This is a genomic window from Vibrio sp. 1580, from assembly GCF_033340055.1.
The window spans coordinates 316,122-330,221 of sequence record NZ_JAWOVT010000004.1 but is presented as its reverse complement, the minus strand read 5'-3'; the positions used below and the strand labels follow the sequence as shown (position 1 = coordinate 330,221).

The window sequence follows — 14,100 nt, the reverse complement described above, 5'->3', positions numbered from 1 at the left end:
ACAAATGAAATAACATACTCCAGAGAGGGTCGGCGTGACCTACGTTTTCGTTGATTTATTTCTTCGGCAACGCTCAGAACAATAAACGATTTCCTCCCAATTTCGCGCCCACTTCTTTCTCCAAGAAAATGGGCGCTGACAGACCGGACAGACTTTCATGGGAAGGTTGGATTTAAAACCTTTCATCGCGCTGAATGTTCACTCCTAATTTGGTTAAAACTACTTATCAAATAGGTACAGGTAATCGCCGTAGCCTAAACTCGCCATCTTGTTCACAGGTACAAATTTCATCGCAGCAGAGTTCATGCAATAGCGTAATCCCGTCGGCTTAGGACCATCTTTAAACACATGACCTAGGTGTGAATCACCAAACTTACTGCGGATCTCCGTTCTAGGGTAGAGCAGTTTATAATCGGTTTTCTCCACGATGTAGCCCGGGTTAATTGGTCGAGTAAAGCTTGGCCAACCTGTGCCAGATTTGTATTTATCAGTAGAAGAAAATAGCGGTTCACCGGTCACAATATCAACATAAATTCCCGCTTCTTTGTTGTCCCAGTATTCATTATCAAACGGACGCTCCGTGCCTTCTTCTTGCGTCACGTAATACTGTAGCTCTGTTAAGTTTGATTTGATTTCAGACTGAGCAGGTTTACTGTACGCTTTCACTTTCGAAAGCAGCTTTTTTTCTTCAATCAACTGTCGAAGTGTTTTAGGGCTTTCTTTTCGATCTTCACCAAACACTTCGTCGAGGTATTTATCGCGACCTGATGCGTAGCGGTAGTATTTGTACTTTAGGCTACTCTTCTTGTAGTAATCCTGATGGTACGACTCCGCAGGGTAAAACTTTTCAAACTCGATCAACTCTGTTTTCAACGGCTTTGGATAGATCATCGCCTTGTCGATTTCCATCATAAACTGCTTAGCAATCTGTTTTTGCTCCGCATTATGGTAGAAGATCGCTGGACGGTATTGAGGTCCACGGTCAACAAATGAACCTTTATCGTCGGTAGGGTCGATATGGCGGAAGAAGTAGTCCAGCACTTGTTCGTAGTTCACGACAGCAGGATCGTACTTCACCTCAATCACTTCAATATGACCAGATTTACCAGAAGAGACTTGGCGGTAAGTCGGGTTTTCAATATGACCACCTGAATAACCTGATACAACATCGATTACGCCGGGCAGTTGCTCTAAATCCGATTCTGTACACCAGAAACAACCGCCAGCTAGCGTTGCGATTCTTGTATTCTCTGAAGCCTTCAGCTTATCCATCGTATCGGCGGTACCTGTTTTACTCAATAGTAGAAACAAGACTGGAAGTGCGAAGGAGAAACCGGCCAATAACTTAGACATATTCTTCATAGCTACCTCATCGTTATTTTTGTAGAAAGTGTTACTTAAATAAAAAGTGTTACGTATAGAGAAAGGTAACCGAGCGAAAAAATTACAGTAATGTTGAAAATTCCGTTGCCCTTTTATGCGATAGAGCTAAAGTATCGACAAGAAACACACCGCTAGTAAGGGCAACGATGCCTTGAATAAGCGATGCTAAATGAGGTAAATCATGCAAGCTGAAGTTAAATGGATAGAAGATTTTAAATTCCTTGGGCAATCTCAGTCGGGCCACTCCGTAGTGATGGATGGCAATGGTGGTGCAACCGCACCAAGCCCAATGGAAATGGTACTAATGGCTGCTGGTGGCTGTAGCTCAGTCGATGTTGTTGATGGTTTGAAAACAGCAGGCCAAAAGGTTTCGTCAGTTAATGCCAAGCTAACCACAGAGCGTCGTGAAACCGCACCGCGTATCTTTACGCAAGTGAATATCCACTTTGAAGTGTCAGGTGACGAGCTTGACCCAGAAGTCGTAGTAAAAGTGGCGGCTGACTCGCTAGAAAAATACTGCTCGGTTTGCTTAATGCTAGGCGAAGGTGTTGAGATGACCCACAGTTGGGAAATTGTGTAAGTTGACAGACTCCACAAAATGTAAAAACAGGAAAGAGAAAAGTCCGGGCTTTTCTCTTTTTTTATTTCGCAGTTCACGTACCTTGTGAAGAATCTGAAAGCAGTAATTGCAGGTTGTAGGAGTCTTCCAGTGACAGAACTAGAAAAAATGATGTCTGGCCAGGTCTTTGATGGCATGGACAAAGAAATTGACGCCATTAGAAGCCATGCTCTTCAAGCACTTAGAGCACTTAATAATAACACCGACGAAAGTCAGTGCGACGAATTGCAAAAGCAGCTATTTGGCAAGGTAGGCCGTTGTATTGTCCAGTCCCCTTTTCATTGTGAATTTGGTAAGACCATCGAAATAGGTGAAGAAACCTTTATCAACATGAACGTGGTCATGCTCGATGGTGCCAAAATTACCATCGGGAACCACGTGCTCATTGGACCGAGCGTGCAATTTTATACCGCTTCTCATTCTGTTGATTACCGCAGTCGCCGACGTTGGGAAACGTTTTGTAAACCCATCACGATTGAAGATGATGTGTGGATTGGCGGTAACTCCGTCATTAACCAAGGTGTAACAGTTGGCGCTCGTTCGGTTATTGCGGCGAACTCGGTAGTCAACCATGATGTGCCGCCAGATTGTCTATACGGAGGCACGCCAGCTAAGTTGATTCGTCGTCTCAACGAAGAAGAGTAGAGGTTAGTATGCAATAACTCTGGCGATTAGAGAGTTCAGACTGAGCTCTCTTCGTCGAGTACATCGTTATATTTTAATGTTAATTCCTCACTCAATTGCTAAAAGAACGGCACCAATTGATAAAGTCAGGGCAACGACAACAGAGTTAACAATGATAATACCCAGTAATAGAATCGACAAATAACGATACCATTTTGGTACTTCTCTAGAAATATTAGGTAATTTTCGCTTTTCACCTGAGCTAGGTTGAACGATTAAACGAACAAACATCAATGTTCGGAAAAATGCGTAAGGCCACCCTGTGAATAAAGAAAGCTCAAATTCATTAAAATATGGTTTTTTAAAATAGTTCCCAACAATCTCCTTCGGCATCAGAAAGTGCATGACACCGATAAAAATGGTTTGTAAGAAAATAATAATCACACCAGTCATTAAAGTGTAAAAAAGAAATGTGATTACTTGCTGCATATAGACTCTATTCCAGTACTAGCGACTAAGTTTGGCTTGCTTTCAATTGAATTATAAAAGCTTTTTGCCACTTTACCGGATGCATAACCTACAGCCGTTGAACCGGCAGCGAGTACAATGGCAGTCCCCCAGCCAATAGGGTTTGATACTAAAAATAGACCGACTAACGCGCTGGTACCCATTCCTACAGCTGTGCTAGTTATTGACTCAACAAAAATTTCATTCTTCTCATGTTGGTCTTGTGTATTCGCAATCTGAATGCAGGAAGCCGTCAGACCAACACCGACTAAAACATGTCCGCCCACTTTAGATGCTTGAGCTATTTTATTCAGTTTTTCGGCTTGTTTAACTATATGAGCATTCGCAGGTAACCCTCCACTTCGAGCTATGCGAATAGACTGGTGAGTCGTTTTGTTGCCAAATAACAGCTTTTCCATAGGGCCAACATTTTTCTTTAGTAGGTCTAAATGTTTTTTACGTCGACCATCATATTGTCCTTTACTTATTACTCCGTTTTTATAGTTTGCGTAAAGGTCGTTGATGTTCTCAATGAGCTTAATATTTCCTTTACTCATCAAGTTCCCTGTAGCACCCATCAAGGTACCTCCTGGAATAGTAATCATATTGGCGTTGTTTTCTAACCATGCCAACGCCCAAAACATTTCAGCATGTTGCGGTGGAACTTGATTTGAGATTGATTTTGGAGGTTGATTGTAGCTGAGAAGATTGGGAGGCAAAACTTTATGGGGAGGAGAGCTGGGCATTTGAGGTTTAGACGCTGGGTAGGTCCCTAGCTTCGCGATACTTTTAGGAGGTAACGCATTGTTACTTTGAGTTTTAAGTTGAGAGCTTGATTTGGGTAGAGCTGATAACCAAATGATATCGCCAGCTCTAATGCGGTTAGGATCTGAAATATGCTTGTTTAATGTCATTATATGAGTCAGTACCATCTGATAGTCCTTGCTACCATATGGAGCACCATACATGTTTAATATAATTGATTATAAGTTATCATGAGTTTTTATTTTATACTCAAATAATCCCGACACAGAGCACCTCTAGCTAATAATTTGTTTGTGCAGATACTAACAAAAAACTATATTTAAAAAGGTTTATTTTTTGCATTCTAGACTTTCATTTTAAAAATTTACAAATTAGCTGATGTATTTATTATTTGCATGAAATTGTTAATGTGATTTTTTACATTTAAAGTGTGATATTAAACTTGGTTGGATAAGTGAAGGTCATACATGATTTGCTAGTGATAAAAAACCTGCGATAAAAAATACAAGTGCTAACATTGTAGAGTTTATGATAATTACCCATATTATTATGAAGGATAATAGGCGGTACCACCTAGGCACCTCTTGGGATACATCGGGTAACTTTCGTTTTTTACCTGAGTTAGGTTGAACGATTAAACGAACAAACATCAATGTTCGGAAAAATGCGTAAGGCCAACCTGTAAATAGAGCTAGTTCGAAAGTGTTAAAATAAGGTTCTTTAAAGTAGCTATTGACAATGTCTTTTGGCATTAAAAGGTGCATGATACCTATAAAGAATGTTTGAAAAAAAATAACTAATACACCAGAGAACATTAAGTATCCAATAATGTTCCAGATCAATTGCATATTGCACCTATCCTTATAATAAACCGATGCTTTTTCAAAGGTTTTATCCTAATTTTTATCATGAAGAAACTAACAGATAACCTATATCTTAGCTATGAATGTAAGGCCGTTTTGAAGGAGTGTCGAGAACGAAAATAAGAACTATTTTATTGATTTTTATGTAAATATAGTTGGTCGTGTATAAAATGGATAACGTGTAATGGCGAGATGTAAGCCTTGCACAACTAACAAAGGTTGGTTAAACAAGGCTAATAGTCGGTTATGGATGAATAACGATTTGTTGCTCCTCAGTCATCACAAGTGTCGCTTTGCTTTGTTCGATAAGTTGGGCAGCATAAGAAGGGGTAACGGCCTGCATATCACCTTTAGATCGAAGAGTTAAAGACTCCCACGCTTGATCTCGATATTTCCCTGCTTGGGTGTATTGAATCAGTACTTTCATAGCTTCACGCTCCGGTGTGGTTGACGTGCTACTTAAGTTAACGATCTTAGGTTGGTTGCGCATCTGTTAAAAATGAAACGTTAGTTTAACTAAATGTACCTTTCCAAATATCGCGCATTGAGCAGAGCAATTTAGAATCCTTTTGATGGAAGGATGAAGAACACTCAATCTTTCGATTCATACTGCGCAATATAATGTTTGAGAGATTTGGTTTCCGCACTCTCAAACTCTTCATCGTGCATACGCAGTGCTTGGATACGGTCGAGGCGGAACTGGCGGTAGTCATCGCGCAATTCGCACCAGGCGACCAGCGTCCAGACTTTGCCCCAAAAGAACTGGCCTAACGGTTGGATTTTTCTTTCGGTCACCTGTCCGCTTTCATCTTGGTAATCCAAACTGACCTTAAACTGATGATCAATCGCGTGGCGCAGAAGCTGCCCTCGTTTGGCAGTCTCGGATTGGGTGTGATAATCGGGCACAATCAGCGGACAATCTTCCACTTGTTGTTTGAGCTTATCGGGCAATACCGAAAGTATTTTGGTGGACGCAGAGTGAGACGCTTCGGCGAGTTCGGCATCCGACCAGGCTCGAACCATCCGCATACCCAGTTCAAGCGCCATCATCTCTTTTTCTGAGAACATCAAAGGCGGCAGATGAGAGCCAGCTTGCAATAGGTAGCCAACACCTGCTTCACCTTGAATAGGAACACCAGAACTAAGCAACGACTGAATATCGCGATAAATCGTACGTTCGCTGACTTCCATTCTTTCTGCGAGCTCTTTCGCTGTCACTGCGTAACGCTTTGCGCGCAAAAGCGTCAGTAGCTCAAACAGTCGTTCTGATTTGCTCATGATGTTCCTTATCTAGACCTACTGGTTGTTAGTGGTAGTGTGGCTGATTACTTCTCTAGCTCACTGCACATTTTTAAGTTGTGATGTTTAAGCTCGAAACTTTCGCAGTCAATCATCAATAACAGAGGCTGAAATTCAACGGCTTGCTTAATCTGTTTTCCCGCCTGTTTTGCATCGTCCATTGAACGCCAGTAAATGATGTCTGTCCACACATCGTCCGTCGCTTCGTGACTGAGTGATCGGTATAAAAAGCCCGGCAGATTCTTCACAAACGTTTGTGACTGTTTGGCAGCGGCGATCACGTCTTGCTCTGTTGTGCCTGCGGTTAGACGAAATTGCACAGTTTCGATAACGGTTTCCATATTGTGATTCCTTATTGGTTTTGGCTGATTGCCTGTTGAGTTCCAAATAAGGTTACGCGGATGGAATGTCAGAACATGTCAGTAGTGAAATCTCACTCACTTATCATCAATATGGTTATTTTTCTGGGCTGTTGTAACGATCCCAGTAAGGTAAATCTGTGCCGAGTTTTTCGCTGATAAAATCGATAAAGGCTCTTACTTTCAACGGCATGTGCTTGCGCTCAGGAAAAACCGCATAAATGGCGTGTTCTGGTAGAGAATACTCTTCCATCACCGGTTTTAGATTTCCTGCGGCAAAGTCTCTTCCTGCAATAAATGTTGGCAGTTGCGCAATGCCCGAACCTCTTAACAGCAACTGGCGAATGGCTTCGCTGTTATTGACGATAAAGTTTCCTTTTGGAAGTACCTTGTATTCGCTGCCGTTGTTGATGAACATCCATTCGACGCCGCCACGGAAATAGGAGTAGCGCAGGCAGTTGTGACTGACTAAATCACTTGGTTTTTGTGGTGTTCCAAACTCCGCTAAGTAATCTGGCGAGGCACAAAGCACACTTTTACAAGGGGCGAGACGTTTTGCGATGAGATTGGAAGAGGTGAGTTCACCAATACGGATCCCCAAATCAAAACTGTCTTTAACCAAATCGACCATTTTGTCTTCGAGGTTTAAATCCACTTCAATTTTCGGGTAACGAGCGAGAAACTCGCTGATCAAAGGCGCGATATGCAGCACACCGAAAGACATCGGCACGGTAATTTTGAGCCGACCTTGTGGAGAGCCTTGCAGTTCCGATACCGCGTCCACGCCTTGCTGGGCCAGATTGAGCGCTTGAGAAGCGTACTCAAAATAGCGTTCTCCCGCTTCGGTCAGGCTCAGCTTACGCGTGGTTCGGTTAAGGAGACGAATGCCCAAATCGTCTTCTAGTTGGTTGATGCGTTTGCTGATCGCCGATTTCGTCAGATTCAGCTGTTTGGCCGCAAGGGAAAAGCTGCCGCATTCGACAACAGCAACAAAAACGGGCAGGGAGGCAATCGCGTTCACATCAATCTCCTATTATCGTGAAGCATTTATTGTTGAGCACAAGGATACAATTAATTTCTAATTATAGAGATTATCTTCAAGAAGAAAACAATCTAGACTATGCACCAGTATTACGACCTTGATTTTGGGAAGAAGAAAATGAAGTACGATTGGATCCTGTTTGACGCTGACGAAACCTTATTCCACTTTGATGCTTTCAAAGGTTTGCAGCTTATGTTTTCTCGCAAAGGCGTAGATTTTACTGAACAAGATTTTGCTCATTACCAAACCGTAAACAAACCGCTTTGGGTGGATTACCAAGATGGCAAAGTAACGGCAGATGAGCTAAAACATAAGCGTTTTACCGAGTGGGCTGAGAAGTTGAATACCACAACAGCAGATCTCAATAGCGCATTTTTAGAAGCAATGGCCGATATTTGCAGCTTGTTGCCAGGTGCAAAAGAGCTGATGGAAGCGCTGCAAGGCAAAGCTAAAATGGGCATCATCACCAACGGTTTTACAGAGTTGCAAGCAATTCGCCTTGAGCGCACAGGGATGACTGAGTACTTCGATAAAGTGGTGATCTCTGAACAAGTGGGCGTAGCAAAACCGGACTTAGGTATTTTTGAATACGCGATGCAGCAAATGGGCAACCCATGCAAAACGCGCGTACTGATGGTGGGTGACAACCTGCATTCCGATATTCTGGGTGGTAATAATTTTGGTATTGAAACTTGCTGGTTAAATACCACAGGCGCAAGCGTCGATGAGTGTATCGCACCAAATTACACCGTTGAGTCTTTGAGTGAACTAAAGAACATTTTGGTGGCGTAACCGAATCGGGTATTATTCCGTAGTAACCCTCAGAAAAATCAAGGAATAATCATGTCAGATATCAAACAGCTAGACAGCAAAGTCGTTTACCAGAATAAGTGGATGACGGTGCGTGAGGACAAAATTTTACGTCCGAGCGGCGCAGAGGGCATCTATGGTGTGGTCGACAAACCTGATTGTGCTGCGATTCTGGCTATCGATAACGGGATGATTCACTTGGTTCAGCAGTACCGTTACACCGTAGGTCAACGTTGTTGGGAGATCCCACAAGGGGCGTGGGAATCAAACCCAGATGCGGATCATCTTGAGCTTGCCAAAGGCGAACTGCGTGAAGAAACGGGTATGCAGGCGAGCACTATGGAGTATGTCGGCGCGCAGTTTATCGCATACGGCTTTTTGAATCAGACATGTCACGTCTACTTCGCCAGTGATTTAACGGACGTGGGCAATCAACTCGACAGTGAAGAAGAGGATTTGATCACTCGCGCTTTTTCTGTTGAGGAGTTCGAACAGATGATGATCGACGGCACGATCAAAGATTGTGTCACCATCGCCGCTTATGGTTTGGCGAAGCTGAAGAAATTCATTTAGTTATCCATGACGATTTTTTAATGAAAACAGCGGCCTAGTGCCGCTGTTTTTAGTTTGGGTGAGTTCGTTGAGCCATCGCTTACTCGTCGATTTTCTTACCTAAGATTTCCACTTGCGCTTTTTTGGTCACCCCCGCGACTTGCAGCGCAGTGCTGCCAACCGATTCATAGTTCAACTCGATTTTGTCTAACTTCGCGTTATCTTTTGTTGGTAGGCTTAAGCTTCTTGATGACATGCCTTTAGTCAGAACCCCTAAACTGTCGAACGTCTTTTCCTGACCATCTTTCATGAACACTTTAACGCTTTTCAGATCGACCGTACCTTGCGTACATTTGATTTTGATGTGGCTGAAACGAGCGTTAGCAAATGGTGACAGTGGATTGACTGTGTCGGTTTCCGATTTAAAACTGACGGTTTTATCTGCAATCTTGTCCCAATCGTTGTCTCCTGCAACCGATTGGAAAGAGGCTACAGCCGTTAAAAGACAGAGTGCGAGGGTGTTGAACAGTTTCATAGCTTTTCCTTACCTTAGGTTTAGATATTCTGTTTAATCAGTTCGATGACGTGTGTGACTTCGTCTTGAGTTAAAGCCCCTTCTTTCACGAATAAAACTTCGCCTTGTTTATTTTGTACGATAATCGCAGAACTTTCTTGCTGTAGATCCCAAGTTGTTGCTAATACGCCATTTTTGTCTAACACCATGGAAGACCAAGAGAATGTCTTTTTGCTGTCCTCTGCCGACGATTTTACAAATGTACCGGTTCCCCAGATGGCGTCTTCTTGGTTGATCACGGTTGTGGTCTGATACTGATCTTCAGGAAAGTGAGCGGCAGTGATTGCTGACATCAGCGGCGCGTTCATCTCTTTGGCTTTACTACGACCTGCAATGGTTTGTATCACACAGACTTTGCCTAACATCTGCTGAGTTGTCCAAGGTTGATAAGCCACATCGTCTCCTTGCAGCGTCATTTCGCCATAGGTATCAATGCTGACGGAAGGGGTGGTTTGACCGACAGAAAGGTTATGAGAGAAGGCGAGTGTCGGGGCGAGTGAGAGTAAGAGTGACAGAACAGATGGAGTTTTCATTGGGGGGGCCTGTAACGAAGTGAGGTTAGAGCGAATCAAAATAAGGGGCAAATACGATGCCCCTTATCGGATTTGGCGATTAGTTAGAAAGTACAACGCGCGCATTTAACGGTTGTAGCGGACGATTGTTTTGTCCCATGACTTCCATAAGTTTCGCGGCTTGATCTTTGGATAAGGTTTGAGTGTCTTTAAGCACAAACCAGCGCACACCTTCTGAACATGGCGGTGTGGTTAAAGAGCCGTTAAATCGATAGTAGTTTGCAGTTTTTGGCAGTAAGTCGTTAATCTCAAACGTATCTTTAAAGAACGTGGTTTGATTCTCTTGTGGGATTGCGTTGATCAGTTTAGACAGTGCTGCGTTTTGATCGCCAGCATCAAACATCACCGAAATTACCGCCAACTCGCCGTCTGCGTTGGCGTGTACAAAGTGCGCTTCAAGTGGATATTGGCGGCCTTTGATTTGGTTTTCTGATGGTGTGTGGAAATGGAACTGTTGCAGCTCGAACGTCTCGCCATCAATGGTGAAGCTGTTACGTCCGTTCACTTGCGCTTGCAGCGTATGACCATTGTTGGTTAAACCAATGACCTGACCAGTGTACGAAAGGTTCAGTGCTTCCAGTTTTGCATCGGCTGGGTTGTCGATGTTGATTGGGCTTTGGTTTTTCGTGGTTGCGCAGTCTTTGGCGATTTTTCCCCAGTGCTCTGGCCCGTGTTTGTCATTGCCATAGCCCCATTCCGAAGCCTGAGCTGCGCTTAGAGTGAGAAGTGAGAGTGAAAAAGCAAGTAGTGTTTTGTTCATAATAATGTCTCTGTTCGGTCGCTTCGATAAGCGTTGTTACAAGGCAATGACCTAGAGGTTTGATCACTGCCTGACAAATTAGAAACGGTGGCTGAGCTGGGCACCAATTAGGAACGCATTTGAATGGGTCACGCCCGTCACCATCGGTGCAGGAACACCTTCATACGCGTACTCTTCTACGTTGACATCTTCACCAATCAAGTACGTCATGCCGATGTCAACCGTGGTATCTGATGACCATTGGTAAGAGGCCCCCGCAGATAACCAGTGACGGTTCGAATCTGGAATAGAAAGCGAAGTCAGCTCATCGACAGGTGTTTTGTCGAACATGTAACCCGTGCGAAGTGTCCAACGTTCATTGGCGTACCAAGTCGCACCGATGGAGTAGTGCGCGGAGTCTTGCCACTGAAAATCTTTTAGCAACTGATCATCAGCTTTCAAGCTGTCAAATGCTGACCAACCAATCCACTGCACAGAATAGTGCAGGGCAAATTTAGGTAAGACGCGGTGATAACCGGAAAACTCCGCAATATCCGGTAGCGGCATAGCAAGCGAGTCGTACGATTCGCCCGCAAAGTGGATGTCGCCCTTGGCATCTATGTTAGGGCTGTGCTTGTAGCTTAAACCTAAGCGATGACGTTCGTTAAACTCGTACATCATGCCAATATTCGCACCAAGCCCAATGCCGCCTGCTTCCACATCAAGTGCGTTGCCTTTTACGGATCCACAGCGTTGTTCTAGTTCGTTTCCAAGTATGTTCCCACCAACGCAAACACCCACGTCCATATCGCGGTACAGCTCACCAGAGCCGTAAATCACATCAATACCACCACCGATACTAAAACGGTCGTTCACCTTGTATGCCAAGCTTGCGCCAAGGTTGACACTCGCTACGCTGGTGACACCGCCAAAAACAGGTGCGCCATAGTTTGGTTTAAACTCCATGTCGGTTCCGAAGTTGGAATATGCCGATAAGCCTAGATACCAGTCGTCGTTGATAGGGTGAATAAAGTAAAAATTGGGTACAACGGCTGGTTGACCAACGCCATCGACGTCATCAATGTCGGTCACGGTTTGAGAGAAGGACGGGGTAATGTCAACTTGAGGGGACGGAGGAAAACCGCCCATACCAACATTGACATCCGCATTAATGTTAGCTCGATGATATTGCGCATTTTTAACGGTAACGTCAGGTTTGACGTAAGTGACACCGAACGATAAGGCATTTTGTTTAAACAGCGTCATCGCTGCGGCGTTGCGGCTGATTACAGACGCATTATCACCAATGACGGCATCACCAGCAAAAGCACGACCAAGACCCGTCGCAGAATGTTCGTTAATTTGAAAACCACCGGCATACGCCGTCGAGGAGGCTAACCCGATTAATAAATAAATCGGTGAAAGAGTTAATTGTCGCTGCATGTTTTTCTCATGAATTAATTAGAAGTTGTATTGCAACTAAAATTAGTAAAACAAACAAATCTGACCAGTGTATTTAAGAGTAAAACTAACAGTGTGCTGACAATAAGTAAATTTAACTTAATAAATATTTATTGTTGAATTTATTAATGCTTCATGGCGTGAATATAGTAGTTATTTAAGTGTAAATTAAACCCTGAACCTCTATTTTTATTTTTGCGGTATTACTTCTCTATTTTTATTGTGCTGACTGTTCCCTAACAAATAGAGGGAAATCCAGCGATAAAGTGTCCGTGATGGAAACTCTGAGTCATTTGTATTTCCATTGCATCCCAACGTTGGTAGTTCGAATCAGCAAGAGAACTATCGTTTTAAACCCACATGACACACTCCTCTCGGCCTTACCTGTGTTATGTGGGTATTTTTTTATTTAACTTGTCACTTAACTCCTCTTGAAATTCAACAATTTAAAAATGGCCATAATGAAATCTAAATGGATGGCATATTGAATAAGTTTAGGTTTTACTGGTTTGTTGGTATTTAAAAGTTTTGTTTATAGTACTTATAACTTGAATTTCTATATTAAAAATGATCTTTGTTATATTTATTGAATGATAAAGTTTTGAAGTGACTATAATATCTCGGATTTTTCACGTTAGTGATGTTATTCCTTCAGTATCTTGACGTTAATTTACCTATCTTTACGTCTCGTACCCTGTACGGCTAAGACAAATAGCAGTATAAAATCAAAACGATTATTTACTTCACTCCTGCTATGAAACTCAATAAAAAATGGCTCGTTTTGTGTGGCCTACTTGCTATTGGTGCTGGTGGTTATCATTATCTGCAACGTCCAGAACCCATTTCTCCTTACGCGACAGAAGTCGTTCGCAAAGGCAATATCGAAAAGGCGGTATTAGCCAACGGCATGTTGCAAGCGTCCAAATTGGTGAATGTCGGTGCGCAAGTATCTGGGCAAATTCAACGCCTCGCTGTGAACTTAGGGGATGAGATCAAACAGGGAGATTTGATTGCACAGATTGACAGCCTGACTCAGCAAAATAGCCTCAAAGAAGCCCAAGCGTCTCTTAATAGTCTCAATGCTCAGTATCAAGCTAAGCAAGCGCAGATTAAACAAGCAAACTATGAATTCGTGCGCCAAAAAGACATGCTGGCGGCGAAAGCGAGCTCACGAGCTGATTACGAGAATGCCGAAGCGACGCTCGCCATCTACAAAGCCGAGTTAGCGCAACTGGATGCCGAAATCGAGAAAGCCAAAATCAACGTCGACAATGCGCAGTTAGATCTCGGTTACACCACCATCAACGCACCGATGGATGGCACGGTGGTCTACACCGCGGTGGAAGAAGGACAAACCGTAAACGCCAATCAAACCACGCCAACTATTATCGAGTTAGCCAAGTTAGATACGATGACGGTGAAAGCCGAAATTTCGGAAGCCGATGTGATTTTTGTTCACCCAGGCCAAACGGCGCTGTTCACCATTTTAGGCAAACCGAATCAGCAGTTTAAAGGCACATTGCGCGCCATTGAGCCGGGGCCAACCATCATGGATGGCGATGACAGCGATTTGAGCATTTCAGATAGCGACGCCATTTACTACAACGCTGTATTTGATGTGAAGAACCCGCAAGGTATTTTGCGCATCGGCATGACTGCGCAAGTTTCGATTGTCCTTGAGCAATCGGAAAATACCTTGATTGTCCCTTCACAAGTCCTGCAAAAATCTGGCGGCAAAGGCAACTATACCGTGCCAGTGCTTGAACAGGGCCAAGTGGTGCAAAAGCCCGTGACAGTGGGTATCAACAACAAAGTGAACGCAGAAATTCTCTCAGGTTTGAAGGAGGACGACCAAATTGTTCTTGGCAATGCGATGGATGGAGAATCATCAAGCCGAGGTGATCGTCGTCGACCTCCAATGAGGTTCTAAG

At 43.5% G+C, this 14,100-nt stretch carries 17 protein-coding genes; 5 read left to right on the top strand and 12 right to left on the bottom strand.

The window, feature by feature from the left end; all coding sequences use genetic code 11:
- Window positions 1-39 precede the first annotated feature (39 nt).
- Entirely contained in the window at window positions 40-186 is a 147-nt protein-coding gene (locus tag R7093_RS08920; protein ID WP_005374142.1) for a DUF2256 domain-containing protein, read from the bottom strand.
- A 33-nt stretch (window positions 187-219) separates the two neighbouring features.
- Window positions 220-1,362: a peptide-methionine (R)-S-oxide reductase MsrB gene (gene msrB / locus R7093_RS08915; RefSeq protein ID WP_005374134.1), complete on the bottom strand. Its 1,143-nt coding sequence runs from the start codon at window positions 1,360-1,362 to the stop codon at window positions 220-222.
- Window positions 1,363-1,564: 202 nt separating this feature from the next.
- On the opposite strand from msrB, the gene R7093_RS08910 reads away from it, so the two are divergent.
- Window positions 1,565-1,963 carry an OsmC family protein gene (locus R7093_RS08910; RefSeq protein ID WP_262638289.1) on the top strand — a complete coding sequence of 133 codons (399 nt, stop codon included), beginning with the start codon at window positions 1,565-1,567 and terminating at the stop codon, window positions 1,961-1,963.
- A gap of 129 nt (window positions 1,964-2,092) precedes the next feature.
- A complete protein-coding gene (locus tag R7093_RS08905) occupies window positions 2,093-2,647 on the top strand; it encodes a sugar O-acetyltransferase (RefSeq protein WP_318146623.1) in 555 nt (184 codons plus the stop codon).
- An 87-nt stretch (window positions 2,648-2,734) separates the two neighbouring features.
- Here the strand turns inward: R7093_RS08905 and R7093_RS08900 are convergent, their stop codons facing one another.
- The 6 genes from R7093_RS08900 to R7093_RS08875 all read right to left on the bottom strand — a co-directional run bounded on the left by R7093_RS08900 (window position 2,735) and on the right by R7093_RS08875 (window position 7,440).
- The gene (locus R7093_RS08900; protein ID WP_005374128.1) at window positions 2,735-3,115 is read right to left on the bottom strand and encodes a hypothetical protein; all 381 of its coding nucleotides are present in this window, start codon (window positions 3,113-3,115) and stop codon (window positions 2,735-2,737) included.
- Complete coding sequence (locus R7093_RS08895; RefSeq protein ID WP_213961398.1) at window positions 3,103-4,065, bottom strand: glycine zipper family protein; 963 nt, start codon at window positions 4,063-4,065, stop codon at window positions 3,103-3,105. The genes R7093_RS08900 and R7093_RS08895 overlap by 13 nt, the downstream gene beginning before the upstream one ends.
- Window positions 4,066-5,005: 940 nt before the next feature.
- Entirely contained in the window at window positions 5,006-5,188 is a 183-nt protein-coding gene (locus tag R7093_RS08890) for a hypothetical protein (RefSeq protein ID WP_021035913.1), read from the bottom strand.
- Between the two features lie 164 nt (window positions 5,189-5,352).
- On the bottom strand, window positions 5,353-6,039 hold the full coding sequence (locus R7093_RS08885; RefSeq protein ID WP_042523379.1) for a helix-turn-helix transcriptional regulator: 687 nt from the start codon (window positions 6,037-6,039) through the stop codon (window positions 5,353-5,355).
- Window positions 6,040-6,086: 47 nt separating this feature from the next.
- Window positions 6,087-6,401, bottom strand: a complete 315-nt coding sequence (locus R7093_RS08880; protein WP_267923439.1) for a hypothetical protein — start codon at window positions 6,399-6,401, stop codon at window positions 6,087-6,089.
- Window positions 6,402-6,516: 115 nt separating this feature from the next.
- Complete coding sequence (locus tag R7093_RS08875; RefSeq protein WP_029844656.1) at window positions 6,517-7,440, bottom strand: LysR family transcriptional regulator; 924 nt, start codon at window positions 7,438-7,440, stop codon at window positions 6,517-6,519.
- Window positions 7,441-7,578: 138 nt separating this feature from the next.
- Between R7093_RS08875 and yjjG the strand changes: the two genes are divergently transcribed.
- Window positions 7,579-8,253 carry a pyrimidine 5'-nucleotidase gene (yjjG, locus tag R7093_RS08870; RefSeq protein ID WP_029855395.1) on the top strand — a complete coding sequence of 225 codons (675 nt, stop codon included), beginning with the start codon at window positions 7,579-7,581 and terminating at the stop codon, window positions 8,251-8,253.
- Between the two features lie 51 nt (window positions 8,254-8,304).
- Window positions 8,305-8,844 carry an NUDIX hydrolase gene (locus R7093_RS08865; RefSeq protein ID WP_318146622.1) on the top strand — a complete coding sequence of 180 codons (540 nt, stop codon included), beginning with the start codon at window positions 8,305-8,307 and terminating at the stop codon, window positions 8,842-8,844.
- A 79-nt stretch (window positions 8,845-8,923) separates the two neighbouring features.
- On the opposite strand, the gene R7093_RS08860 is transcribed toward R7093_RS08865, so the two are convergent.
- The 4 genes from R7093_RS08860 to R7093_RS08845 form a co-directional block, all read right to left on the bottom strand.
- The gene (locus R7093_RS08860; protein ID WP_258477312.1) at window positions 8,924-9,358 is read right to left on the bottom strand and encodes a hypothetical protein; all 435 of its coding nucleotides are present in this window, start codon (window positions 9,356-9,358) and stop codon (window positions 8,924-8,926) included.
- 20 nt (window positions 9,359-9,378) lie between these two features.
- Window positions 9,379-9,930 carry a YtfJ family protein gene (locus R7093_RS08855; protein WP_258477310.1) on the bottom strand — a complete coding sequence of 184 codons (552 nt, stop codon included), beginning with the start codon at window positions 9,928-9,930 and terminating at the stop codon, window positions 9,379-9,381.
- A gap of 79 nt (window positions 9,931-10,009) precedes the next feature.
- Window positions 10,010-10,729 (bottom strand): carbonic anhydrase, encoded by a 720-nt coding sequence (locus R7093_RS08850; RefSeq protein WP_005374104.1) that lies wholly within the window; start codon window positions 10,727-10,729, stop codon window positions 10,010-10,012.
- A gap of 78 nt (window positions 10,730-10,807) precedes the next feature.
- A complete protein-coding gene (locus R7093_RS08845) occupies window positions 10,808-12,151 on the bottom strand; it encodes an OmpP1/FadL family transporter (RefSeq protein WP_025768039.1) in 1,344 nt (447 codons plus the stop codon).
- A 772-nt stretch (window positions 12,152-12,923) separates the two neighbouring features.
- Between R7093_RS08845 and R7093_RS08840 the strand changes: the two genes are divergently transcribed.
- The gene (locus R7093_RS08840; RefSeq protein WP_047102809.1) at window positions 12,924-14,099 is read left to right on the top strand and encodes an efflux RND transporter periplasmic adaptor subunit; all 1,176 of its coding nucleotides are present in this window, start codon (window positions 12,924-12,926) and stop codon (window positions 14,097-14,099) included.
- Window position 14,100: the final 1 nt, after the last annotated feature.